Origin of the sequence: Shewanella sp. MR-4 (assembly GCF_000014685.1) — a bacterium.
Lineage (GTDB): Bacteria > Pseudomonadota > Gammaproteobacteria > Enterobacterales > Shewanellaceae > Shewanella.
The window spans coordinates 3,397,612-3,409,540 of the sequence record NC_008321.1; the positions used below are offsets into that span (position 1 = coordinate 3,397,612).

The 11,929-nt window shown below is 48.1% G+C and carries 13 protein-coding genes; 1 reads left to right on the forward strand and 12 read right to left on the reverse strand.

Annotated elements, in window-relative coordinates; genetic code table 11:
- Nucleotides 1-144 precede the first annotated feature (144 nt).
- From tnpA to rpoE, 12 genes are all read right to left on the reverse strand, one after another.
- Complete coding sequence (gene tnpA / locus SHEWMR4_RS14910) at nucleotides 145-582, reverse strand: IS200/IS605-like element ISShes4 family transposase (protein WP_011623593.1); 438 nt, start codon at nucleotides 580-582, stop codon at nucleotides 145-147.
- Nucleotides 583-745: 163 nt separating this feature from the next.
- Nucleotides 746-1,129: a holo-ACP synthase gene (acpS, locus tag SHEWMR4_RS14915; protein WP_011623594.1), complete on the reverse strand. Its 384-nt coding sequence runs from the start codon at nucleotides 1,127-1,129 to the stop codon at nucleotides 746-748.
- On the reverse strand, nucleotides 1,129-1,866 hold the full coding sequence (gene pdxJ / locus SHEWMR4_RS14920) for a pyridoxine 5'-phosphate synthase (RefSeq protein WP_011623595.1): 738 nt from the start codon (nucleotides 1,864-1,866) through the stop codon (nucleotides 1,129-1,131). The genes acpS and pdxJ overlap by 1 nt, the downstream gene beginning before the upstream one ends.
- Before the next feature lie 89 nt (nucleotides 1,867-1,955).
- Nucleotides 1,956-2,657, reverse strand: coding sequence for a DNA repair protein RecO (recO, locus tag SHEWMR4_RS14925; RefSeq protein ID WP_011623596.1), 702 nt, complete (start codon nucleotides 2,655-2,657; stop codon nucleotides 1,956-1,958).
- A 49-nt stretch (nucleotides 2,658-2,706) separates the two neighbouring features.
- Nucleotides 2,707-3,726 (reverse strand): GTPase Era, encoded by a 1,020-nt coding sequence (gene era, locus SHEWMR4_RS14930; protein ID WP_011623597.1) that lies wholly within the window; start codon nucleotides 3,724-3,726, stop codon nucleotides 2,707-2,709.
- Nucleotides 3,723-4,403 carry a ribonuclease III gene (gene rnc / locus SHEWMR4_RS14935; protein ID WP_011623598.1) on the reverse strand — a complete coding sequence of 227 codons (681 nt, stop codon included), beginning with the start codon at nucleotides 4,401-4,403 and terminating at the stop codon, nucleotides 3,723-3,725. The genes era and rnc overlap by 4 nt, the downstream gene beginning before the upstream one ends.
- Before the next feature lies 1 nt (nucleotide 4,404).
- Entirely contained in the window at nucleotides 4,405-5,322 is a 918-nt protein-coding gene (gene lepB, locus SHEWMR4_RS14940) for a signal peptidase I (RefSeq protein ID WP_011623599.1), read from the reverse strand.
- Between the two features lie 179 nt (nucleotides 5,323-5,501).
- A complete protein-coding gene (lepA, locus tag SHEWMR4_RS14945; protein ID WP_011623600.1) occupies nucleotides 5,502-7,292 on the reverse strand; it encodes a translation elongation factor 4 in 1,791 nt (596 codons plus the stop codon).
- A gap of 167 nt (nucleotides 7,293-7,459) precedes the next feature.
- Nucleotides 7,460-7,933, reverse strand: a complete 474-nt coding sequence (locus SHEWMR4_RS14950; protein ID WP_011623601.1) for a SoxR reducing system RseC family protein — start codon at nucleotides 7,931-7,933, stop codon at nucleotides 7,460-7,462.
- An 11-nt stretch (nucleotides 7,934-7,944) separates the two neighbouring features.
- Nucleotides 7,945-8,877, reverse strand: a complete 933-nt coding sequence (locus tag SHEWMR4_RS14955) for a MucB/RseB C-terminal domain-containing protein (protein WP_011623602.1) — start codon at nucleotides 8,875-8,877, stop codon at nucleotides 7,945-7,947.
- 12 nt (nucleotides 8,878-8,889) lie between these two features.
- Nucleotides 8,890-9,513 (reverse strand): sigma-E factor negative regulatory protein, encoded by a 624-nt coding sequence (locus SHEWMR4_RS14960; RefSeq protein ID WP_011623603.1) that lies wholly within the window; start codon nucleotides 9,511-9,513, stop codon nucleotides 8,890-8,892.
- 26 nt (nucleotides 9,514-9,539) lie between these two features.
- Nucleotides 9,540-10,118, reverse strand: coding sequence for an RNA polymerase sigma factor RpoE (rpoE, locus tag SHEWMR4_RS14965; protein ID WP_011623604.1), 579 nt, complete (start codon nucleotides 10,116-10,118; stop codon nucleotides 9,540-9,542).
- 189 nt (nucleotides 10,119-10,307) lie between these two features.
- Between rpoE and nadB the strand changes: the two genes are divergently transcribed.
- Nucleotides 10,308-11,921 (forward strand): L-aspartate oxidase, encoded by a 1,614-nt coding sequence (nadB, locus tag SHEWMR4_RS14970; protein WP_011623605.1) that lies wholly within the window; start codon nucleotides 10,308-10,310, stop codon nucleotides 11,919-11,921.
- The last annotated feature ends 8 nt before the right edge of the window (nucleotides 11,922-11,929 follow it).

Here is an 11,929-nt window from a genome sequence, read left to right on the forward strand (position 1 = left end):
CACTTTTGACCTAACCTAGCCCAAAAATGCGAAACTGAACAGAAAAAAGTAACAAAAATGTTGCCACGCATTTTACGCAGTAAAGAATCCGCCTTCTTAGAAGGCGGCTTTGATTTGCCCCTGGAAGGGGCTATTTCCTTACACCTACTTCATCTGTAGCGACAATTGAGCATCATGCTCTAGATCTTGCTTATCTTGATGGCGAACATAGCGTCTTATGATTTCCTCATTTACGCCTACCGTATCAACAAAATAACCCCTCGCCCAAAAGCTATTTCCCCATAACTTCTTACGAACATGAGGGAATTTGTTAAAAAGCCTTATTGCGCTCCTACCCTTCAATATCCCCATTAATGTGGATACTGACAACTTTGGGTGAATTATCACGACTAGATGCACATGATCTATCTGGACGTTTAATTCTAAGACCTCACAACTTTTCATATTGCATAGAATATAAATCGACCTGTAGAGCTCTTTACCAAGATTACCTTTTAGAATTTTGAATCTGTACTTAGGCGTCCAAACGATATGATATTTACAACGCCAGTAAACATGTGATGAACTTCTGTAATCGCCCATGTTTCTCGTTTCCTCTTACTTGTGGTGAATAAGAAGGTCTCTTTTAACATGGGCGTTATTCAGGCTATAGCCTTAAGGGACAATCACCACCGCCAGAGGCGGTGGTTTTGGGATGACAATAAAAAAGGGAGCTAAGGCTCCCTTTGTGCTAATGGGTTAGAAACTAGCGCGATTCGAGGATAACCGTCGCAATGGCGTAGGATTTTTCATCGGCGATTGAAATGTGTCCAACCACGCCGTTGAGCAAAGCTAAACGCTGCTGTGCCCCTTGTGTAAAATCAATCGTCGGCGCACCATCGGGCGTATTCCCAATATGGATATGCTGAAAAGATACTCCTCGACCAATCCCCGTCCCCAGGGCTTTTGCTGCAGCCTCTTTGGCGGCAAAACGTTTAGCCAAATAACGGCTCGGTTGGCTATGCTGTTGATAGATATCGAACTCAGCCTCCGTGAGTACACGTTTAGCCAGCTTATCGCCGGAACGTGCCACATGAGCAGTGATGCGCTCGATTTCAACTATATCAGTGCCAAGCCCAACGATTGCCATTATTCGCCTCGACGACCTTCTAACATCAGTGCTTTCATGTCTTTAACCGCTGTCGCTAAGCCATCAATGGCCGCACGCGCGACAATGGCATGGCCAATGTTGAGTTCATACAGCTCAGGGATCGCCGCAATCGGCTTAACATTGTGGTAATGCAGCCCGTGGCCCGCATTCACGACTAAGCCCTTACCGTGGGCGTATTTAGCCATTTCGCTGATACGCGCAAGCTCTTTGGCCTCTTCCTCAGCTGTTTTAGCATCGGCATAGCAACCGGTATGGATTTCGATAAGTGGCGCGCCAGATTCGACTGCGGCATCGATTTGCGTCTTATCGGCATCAATAAACAGTGACACTTGAATACCATTGGCGGCTAAACGGCTTACCGCTGCAGTGATTTTATCTAATTGACCAGCCACATCTAAACCGCCTTCAGTCGTCACTTCTTGACGTTTTTCAGGGACTAAACAAACGTAGGTTGGTTTGACTTCGCAGGCGATGTTGAGCATTTCTTCAGTCACTGCACACTCAAAGTTCATCCGCGTCTTTAAGGTTTTTGCCAGCAGATACACATCGCGGTCGATAATATGGCGTCTGTCTTCCCGTAAATGAATCGTGATACCGTCGGCACCCGCATGCTCGGCAACCGCCGCCGCATGGACAGGATCGGGATAACTGGTGCCGCGAGCCTGACGCAGGGTCGCAATGTGGTCGATATTAACACCCAATAAGATACGGCTCATCGGGAACTCCTTTATGTTTGTAAGGCTAGAATTAACGCTGATTTGCGCCCTATTGTACTGGGACAGACAGTAAAAAACAGGAGCTAGGGCTAATTATTCCCATCTCTGATAGAGGCTGTCGCTTGAATAAACAACTGCCTGCTCACCAGCGGCTTATTTCCGAGCAGGGGTTGCAGCATAGAGCGCATCAACCGTTTAGCCTCTAAAAACTGCTCTTGCAACAATTGATTATCGTTAAGCGCGGTTAACATCGCGCCTTGATAGGTATGCTTTGCCCTGCTGTTCAACACAAATTGAAAACCCAGTTCTGGCACAAGCTGATAGTAATGTTCAGGGATCAGCGGTTCACCTTGGGTATCGCGAATAAGGGATGGCATGGCCCCAAGCTCCCGCAAGAGCGCCAGCTCAAGGTACCGCAGCTTCGACTCACAAAACTGCGCCGCAAGTCCTACTAAGGCTTGGTGGTAGATGAGAAATAACGCCTCGGCATTATGGTGGACCGACAAGGTTCGCATCAGCAACTCATTGATATACATGCCGGCATACAGGCTATAACCCGATAAAGGCACGGCTGGCGCGGCCGCTTCAATTTGGCTGATGTTTTTGAGTTCAGATTTACCGCTAAATTCAAAAATCAGCGGCTGAAAGGGCTGGAGGATACTTTTGATGGAGCGTTTACCGCTCCCGACTCGCGCGATGGCATCGACACGACCAATACCGTCAACCAAGAGATTGACCAGCGCGCTAGACTCCCGGTAGGGGCGATGATGCAAAACATACCCCCGTTTCATCGGTCTGCGCGCTCGTTCATGGTCAGGCTCGGCCTATTATCAGTAACGATTAATCGTCACCGTAACCTAAGCTTCGCAGGGCGCGTTCATCATCGGCCCAACCGGATTTGACCTTCACCCACACCTCGAGGAACACTTTGTTATCAAACAAGGTTTCCATATCGAGGCGCGCTTGCGTGGCGATGGTACGAATGCGCTCACCTTTGCTACCAATCACCATCCGCTTTTGGCCTTCGCGCTCGACAAGGATCAGGGCGTTGATTTGATAAACACCGTTTTCCATCATCTTAAACTGCTCGATTTCAACCGTCGCATCGTAGGGTAATTCATCACCTAAAAAGCGCATCAGTTTTTCGCGGACAATTTCAGAAGCCATAAAACGCTGCGAGCGGTCGGTCACATAATCTTCTGGGAAGAAGAAGGGATTCTCGGGCAGAGACTCCGCCGCCATCTCTAAAATGCGCTTAACGTTAGTGCCCTTACTGGCTGAAATCGGCAGGATCTCATCGAAGGGATACTTCTTGGCCACTTCTTCCAAATAAGGGAAAAGGGCTTCTTTGTCTTTGATATTATCGACTTTATTGATAGCTAAAACGGTTTTACGCTCTTCACCGCCACGGCGAAGTTTGCTTAATACCATCTCATCATCGGCGGTCCATGTCATACCATCGACCACAAAAATCACCATAGACACATCGGCAAGTGAGCTCGCCGCCGCACGGTTCATCAGACGGTTAATCGCACGCTGCTCTTCAATATGCAGACCCGGTGTGTCGATAAACACGATTTGGCGTGGACCATCGGTATGGATACCCATGATGCGATGACGCGTCGTTTGCGGCTTTTTCGAGGTAATACTGATCTTTTGCCCAAGCAAACGGTTCAGCAGGGTCGATTTCCCCACGTTAGGGCGCCCAATAATGGCCACCATGCCACAGTAGGTCACATCATAGTGAACAGACGGCGCCGCCGCGCTCGCTGCATTCATCCTTGCCAGTAATTCATCTAAGCTAGGCTCATTGCTCGCGTTAGCGGCATCGACAGCTGGCAAGTCTGTTTTTTTGGTCATTTCTTCAGTAACTCCAATACTTGAGCCGCGGCAATCTGCTCGGCTTTACGGCGCGAACTCGCTACGCCAATCACGCTTTCGCTCAAGTCATCTATACGACATTCAACAGTGAATGTTTGATCGTGGGCATCGCCTTCTATATTGATTACTTGGTAATCGGGTAGCGGCTTCTTTAACCCTTGTAAATATTCTTGCAGTAAGGTTTTAGCGTCTTTTTGATTCACGCCGGGTTGGATCTCGGCCAAACGCTCGGCGTACCAATGCAGTAACAATTTACGGCACACTTCGAGATCGGAATCTAAGTAGATTGCGCCGATAATCGCCTCGACCGCATCGGCCAAGATAGACTCACGTCTAAAACCACCGCTTTTTAACTCACCAGGGCCTAAGAATAAATAATCCCCAAGCTTAAAGGCCTTAGCAATCAAGGTGAGCGTATCACCACGCACTAAGGTGGCGCGCATCCGGCTCAAATCACCCTCAGTCGCCTTAGGAAACTGATGGTATAAGGCGTCTGAAATCACAATAGATAAAATCGAATCGCCTAAAAACTCTAAACGCTCGTTGTGCTTATTTGCCGCACTTCTGTGGGTCAACGCTTGGGTAAGAAGCTCAATATTCTTGAACTCATAACCCAAAGTACGACACAAACGTGGCAAATTTTTAATCGGTTCCATACTAGTGAATTCCACCTACTCGTTCAAAACGTACTCCACTTGGCACCCAAGTTGGCAGGAAGTCGGCTTTAGAACGGTCAAACTCAAAACTAATCCAGATAGCGACCGCTTTGCCGACAAGATTTTCTTCAGGGACAAAGCCCCAGAAACGGCTGTCGGTACTGTTATCGCGGTTGTCACCCATCGCAAAATAATGACCTTCTGGTACAAGGAACTCACCCGCGGGTAAGTTAGCTTCACGCTTGAAGTATCCCAGCATATCGGGGCGGCTTGGATTGATTAAAATATCGTGGGCCACTTCACCGAGTTGCTCTTTAAAACGAATTAATGGCACACCATCTTGGCTGAAATCACCACGGCTGATTTCGGTACGCGCCACCAGTTCTGGCTCTGGGCAATGGGTTTGCTCTGCGCCGCAGGCTTTTTGGATCATCAACTGCTTGTTGCGGTAAATAATCCGATCGCCCGGTAAACCCACCACGCGCTTGATGTAGTCAATCTGAGGATTCTCAGGATATTTAAACACAATCACATCGCCACGTTTCGGCTCGCCCGTTTCAATCAGTTTAGTGCGCCATACGGGATCTTTTAGGCCATAGCTAAACTTTTCCACCAGAATAAAGTCACCCACTAACAGGGTTGGCATCATAGAGCCTGAGGGAATTTGGAATGGTTCATAAATAAACGAGCGCAGGATCAACACGAAGGCAATCACAGGGAAGATGGAATGCGCGGTTTCAACCACTGTGGGTTCGCGGATGATGTTATATTCGGCTTCCTCGGTTAAATTAGCCTGCGAAGCCTTGGCTAAGGCTAAGCTTTCGCGGCGTTTAGGCGCAAATACCAGCACATCGATTAACCAGATCAGCCCTGAAATCAGGGTGACTAGCACTAAAATAATGGAAAAATAGGCTGCCATTGCTTATTGAACTCCTGCCTTGAAATGTAAAGATCCAAACTCAGCGACTATTGTATTTCGACTCGCGAACTTTAGTTAACTTACCGTATTTCTAAAAAAACACCACAAAACATACGATAAGCTAAGTAAAGCGCCGCAAACTGCGGCGCAATAATAGCTAAATTGTGTTATCTCGAGTGTTACTCGTTTAGCTTAAGTACCGCTAAGAACGCCTCTTGCGGCACCTCAACGTTACCCACTTGTTTCATCCGTTTCTTACCCTCTTTTTGTTTATTCAAGAGTTTCTTCTTACGGGAAACGTCACCACCGTAGCACTTCGCCGTTACGTCTTTACGTAGGGCTTTTACGGTAGAACGGGCAATAATTTGGCTGCCAACAGCGGCTTGAATCGCGATATCGAACATCTGACGTGGGATCAGCTCTTTCATCTTCTCAACCAACGCTAAACCACGGTGACGAATGTTTGAACGGTGAATAATCATCGCCAATGCGTCTACGCGGTCGCCGTTGATCAGAATGTCTAAGCGCACCATGTCCGCAGGATCGAAGCGAATGAAGTTGTATTCTAACGATGCATAACCACGGCTAGTCGATTTTAAGCGGTCGAAGAAGTCCATCACCACTTCAGCCATCGGCAGATGGTAAGTCACGGCCACTTGATTACCGTGGTAAACCATGTTCACTTGGGTACCACGTTTTTCGATACACAATGTAATCACGTTACCTAAGTATTCTTTTGGCACCAGAATGTTAGCTTCAACGATTGGCTCACGCATCTCTTCAATGTTGTTAATCGCTGGCAAGTCTGCTGGGTTATCAACATAGACGGTTTCACCACTGGTCAACAGCACCTCATACACTACGGTTGGTGCCGTCGTGATAAGGTCAAGATCGTATTCACGCTCTAAACGCTCTTGAATGATTTCCATGTGGAGCAGGCCTAAATAGCCAATACGGAAACCAAAACCCAGGGCCGATGAACTTTCAGGTTCGAAGAACAATGACGCATCGTTTAGGCTGAGTTTGTTCAGCGCATCGCGGAAGTTTTCATATTCATCGGTCGAAATTGGGAACACACCAGCGTAAACCTGAGGCTTCACTTTCTTAAAGCCGGGTAATGGCTTTTCAGCGCCATGCTTAGCCAGCGTCAAGGTATCACCCACTGGTGCACCGTGAATTTCTTTAATACCCGCGATAACGAAACCTACTTCACCGGTTTTCAGCTCGGTTTTATCGGTTTGTTTAGGCGTGAAAATACCCACGCGGTCTGCGGTGTGGTTTTGTCCAGTAGACATTACCTTAAACTTGTCGCCTTTCTTCAGCACGCCGTTTTTAATACGTACGAGAGAAACAACGCCTAAGTAGCTATCAAACCAAGAGTCGATGATCAGCGCTTGTAGCGGCGCCTCTGGGTCGCCTTCTGGCGGCGGAATTTGCTCAACGATGACTTCTAACACTTCGTCAATGCCCACGCCGGTTTTGGCCGAGCAACGCACAGCATTCATCGCATCGATACCCACGATGTCTTCAATCTCAGCGGCTACGCGCTCAGGATCGGCTTGGGGTAAGTCGATTTTGTTTAGAATAGGCACCACGTCCAGATTCATATCCAGCGCGGTGTAACAGTTTGCGAGCGTCTGAGCTTCAACGCCTTGACCCGCATCCACCACGAGCAGCGCGCCCTCACAGGCGGCTAATGAACGAGATACTTCATAGGAAAAGTCAACGTGGCCTGGGGTATCAATAAAGTTAAGTTGGTAAGTTTCGCCATTTTTGGCTTTGTATTCCAACGTGACGCTCTGCGCCTTAATCGTGATACCGCGCTCACGTTCTAGATCCATAGAATCAAGAACTTGCGCATCCATTTCACGGTCGCTTAACCCGCCACAAACCTGAATAAGACGATCCGATAGCGTCGATTTACCATGGTCGATATGGGCAATAATTGAGAAGTTTCTAATGTGTTTCATTATGCTGCTATGACTAATACTGAAAAATGGATACGGTTCAAAGGTGCGAAATTGTACCTGATTGCGGTTTCAATACCAATCAGATTCACTCATCCTTCTCTTTAAGTCGAAAAATGCGGCTCTCAGCGGAAGTTTATTGCCAGATTAAAATCAATAACAATATGAAATTAAACGGGTAATTTTTCTAAACTGATCCCTGAGCCTAAATAAGCCAAAATGACAGGTTGCGAATCCACTTCGAGTTGTTTTGCCTTGTGCTTTCCAAAGAACCAAGCGGCTATCGCCCCTAAGGCGGCAAACACTATCGCACTGAGATCCGAATTGATTTCAAACAAACCTGCGAAAAACTGGCCAAATACCGCGCCAGCAAATAAACCAAGCAGCGGCATCAAATAAACTAAGGCGGCCGCTTTCAGGATCACGCTCTCAGGCAAACCGAGCTTTAGCAGTTCGCCAACCTCGCAGGTTCGTTCACTTTGAATGGAGAATTGTTGTGTCTTTGCCGAAAAAGCCTGAGCTACCGCCGACGTACCACAAGACTCGCTACTACTGCAGCTCTTACAGGTACTTTTAAGCTCTACCTCGACGGTCAGCCAACCTTGATTATCGCAGGCGACAACCCGCGCCACTTCTTCCATCATGATAAGAGGCCTTATTCTAACATCAGACTTTTCGCGATACGGGCTAGGGTTTCGGTCGGTACTTTACCTACGGCAACTACTTCGGCATTACCCACTTTTTCAGATACCAAAGACAAACCATTACGAGTGATTAACTCTTCGGGTAATGGCGTGGAGCCCGCCCGTGCTACATAGACAGAAATATTGGCTAAGCCATCGGTTAACGCAATATATTCAACCGCCTCGTGACTGCCAATCAAACGGTGATGATCACGCACCACAACGCTAAATCCTGCTGGCAACCAAGAAAACTGCCAATTTTGTCCATCTTGGCGTTCAGCCTGGTCGATAACCGCTGGCCATTCTTGCTTATAGGCTTCCTGCAGAATCGATGGCGGCTCATTTAACTCAATCAGCTCAATCACCATCAACTGTTCAAGTAATTGTTTATCTTGAGTCAGCATGTCGTATCTGAGGGGCAGGTAGGTGTCCATATCCAGCCAAATTTGGAAACCGTAACGGTACTCATCATTTGGCAATAAACGGATCATTTGACCGGGACGTCCCGCAATACGCGTACGACCACCGAGTACAAACTGATAACCCACTTCTAAATCACTCATCTTTGACGAGAAAGCCGCAGGCCATACGCCCTGAATATGATTAGAAAGGATGCTATAGGCGGGTTGATCGTGTTCGATAAAGGTGACTCGATTGCCCACTCTGACCGCATTTTTGGGCGGGCCATTGAGGTACTCAAGAAACGCAACTTCCTGATTATTCACCTTTCCGTGAAGATAAACCAAAGGCCGAATATGGTCGGCCTGAAGTTGTATAATCGATGCTTTAAATTCTTTCTCTTGTAAAGCCTGGCTCATTTTTTCAAGCCAGACTTTAGCAGGCATATCTTCCTGCGCCACTGCAGGGAATACCAAGGCTACTAAAGCCAACAGGATTAGACGCAAGCTAACTCCTTACTACTGATTGACAGGAACGGGAATAACCTCGCTATTGTCTTCTACAACGGCACCTGTATTCAATCGTTGTTGCAACATATGGTCCTGAATATAAGTATTAATTCGGCGACGTTGCTCATTCATTTGGTCATTCGTGTAGCTCTGATTTTGCTGCACTGGACCTGTCTGTAAGCTCACTGGCGACGCACTACCAATCAACGGACGGGTAATGAGCACAGGCGATGGCGAAGCTGCATCATCGGCAGTTTGGTTAAAGTTCTGTACGCCTACGATAGCGAACATGGCCACAGTTGCGGCAATCGCATACTGACCAAACTGCTTGAATAAGGGCACAACACGGCTTTGTCCAGCATTGACGGCGACTTGTTGTGGAGCCGCTGTAACTTCAGGTGCGTTTACTTGAGGCGAGACAATGGCAGGCTCAAGCTCGATTGCAGCCGCAATACTGGCGGAAAGGTCTAACGCCATAGTCTGGGGCAACTCACCCCGCATAGCATCACCTATCACATGATAGTTACGCCATTTATTATGTGAATGCGTATCGGCAGCGAGTTCTGCCATAGTCTGCAGATCTGTCTCTCCATCGACAGCGGCAGATACCCATTCTTGACCTAATTTATCCATTGTTCACCTGTCTAAATTTAAGGGTGTTACTCTTCCAGCAATGGCTGGAGTTTTTTGTCGATTGCTTCACGGGCACGAAAGATACGAGATCTTACAGTCCCCACAGGGCAATCCATGATGATGGCAATATCCTCGTAACTCATCCCATCGAGTTCACGTAGCGAAATCGCCATACGTAATTCTTCCGGCAAGGTTTCTAATGTCTCGAAAACCACTTTTTTGATTTCGTCCGATAACATTAGTCGCTCTGGGGAGGCAAACTCCTTTAGCGCATCACTGCCTTCATAGTATTCGGCATCCTCGGCATCCACATCATTTGCAGGCGCTCTGCGCCCCTGTGACACGAGATAATTCTTAGCCGTGTTTACGGCTATGCGGTACAACCAGGTATAAAACGCACTTTCTCCACGAAAGTTTGGCAAAGCTCGATAAGCTTTGATAAACGCTTCCTGTGCCACATCGGTAACGTCGGCTTGGTTACGCACATAGCGTGAAATCAAGCTCACCACTTTACTCTGATATTTAAGCACCAACAGGTTAAAAGCGTTTTTATCTCCCCGTTGTACGCGCTCAACTAATTGTTGATCACTTATTTGTCCACTCATCCGAGCCGACTTCTCCCAAATCTAAAATGCTGATTTCTCAGTCGCTCGAATCACATTCACTTATGTAGACTAGCGTGCTTTGAAAAAGTTCTAAGAATTATACAAAAAAAGTAAGGTTAAAAGGAAAGTACCCATAATCGGTGAGTTGGTTTACCATAGATGGCACTCTCAGTCATAGCATGATACCCGATGAAACAAGTAGTTGAACACCAATCTGACATATTAGTCATAGGTAGCGGTGCCGCAGGTCTGACACTAGCTTTGCATCTTGCTGAAAAAGCAAACGTAATTCTGCTCTCAAAAGGCCCACTCTCCGAAGGGTCGACATACTACGCCCAAGGCGGTATCGCCTCCGTGTTCGATGAAAGTGATACCATCGAATCCCATGTGGCCGATACGTTAGTGGCCGGTGCCGGCTTGTGCGATAAAGAAGTGGTAACTTTTACCGCTGAAAACGCCAAGAGCGCCATGCAATGGTTAATTGAATGTGGCGTGGCATTCGATAAAGAAGAAACCGCTGGCGATAATGCCAAAGACGCACCTTATCATTTAACCCGCGAAGGCGGCCACAGCCATAGACGCATTCTGCATGCCGCAGATGCGACGGGCAAAGAAGTGCAAACCACGCTGCAAGAACGCGCCCTCGCCCACCCCAATATTCAAGTTTTAGAACGTTACAACGCCATCGACCTCATCACCACCCGTAAATTAAATCGCCCCGGCAATCGCGTGCTAGGCGCTTATGTGTGGAACCGTAATGCCGAGCAGGTCGAAACCATTAAGGCAAAATTTGTCGCATTAGCTACAGGTGGTAGCTCTAAAGTCTACCAATACACCTCAAACCCCGATGTGGCGAGTGGCGATGGCATTGCCATGGCGTGGCGCGCAGGTTGCCGTGTGGCCAACATGGAATTTAATCAATTCCATCCAACCTGCCTTTACCATGCCGATGCCCGTAACTTCCTGCTGACCGAAGCCCTGCGCGGTGAAGGTGCTTATTTGCGCCGCCCCGATGGCAGTCGCTTTATGCCAGACTTTGACGAACGCGCCGAACTCGCACCTCGCGATATCGTAGCCCGAGCCATCGACTACGAAATGAAACGCTTAGGTGCCGATTGCGTCTATTTAGATATCAGCCATAAAGACAGCGACTTTGTCATCAAGCATTTCCCGACGATCTACAGTCGCTGCTTAGAGCTGGGGATCGATATCACCAAAGATGCCATTCCTGTGGTGCCTGCTGCCCACTATACCTGTGGTGGTGTAATGACGGACTTGCATGGCCAAACCGACCTCAACGGCCTCTACGCCATAGGTGAGGTAGCTTATACCGGCTTACATGGTGCGAACCGCTTGGCAAGCAACTCGCTGCTGGAGTGCTTGGTATTTGCCCGCGCCGCGTCGCAGGATATTGAGAGCCAAATGCACAAAATCCCATTACCGGGGCAAATTCCAGCGTGGGACGAGAGTAAAGTCTCCAACTCCGATGAAGAAGTGGTGATTGCCCACAACTGGCACGAACTGCGCCTCTTTATGTGGGACTATGTGGGAATCGTACGCTCGGATAAACGCTTGGAGCGCGCACTGCGCCGCTGCTTGATGTTGCAGCAGGAAATCCAAGAGTATTACAGCAACTTCAGAGTCAGTAATAATCTGCTGGAACTGCGTAACTTAGTGCAAGTAGCCGAGCTTATTATCCGCTGCGCGATGGAGCGCAAGGAAAGCCGTGGTTTGCACTACAATATCGACCATCCCGAAAAGGTTGACTCTCCGCAACCGACGATTCTGCAGCCTGAAAAATAATCGAGTTG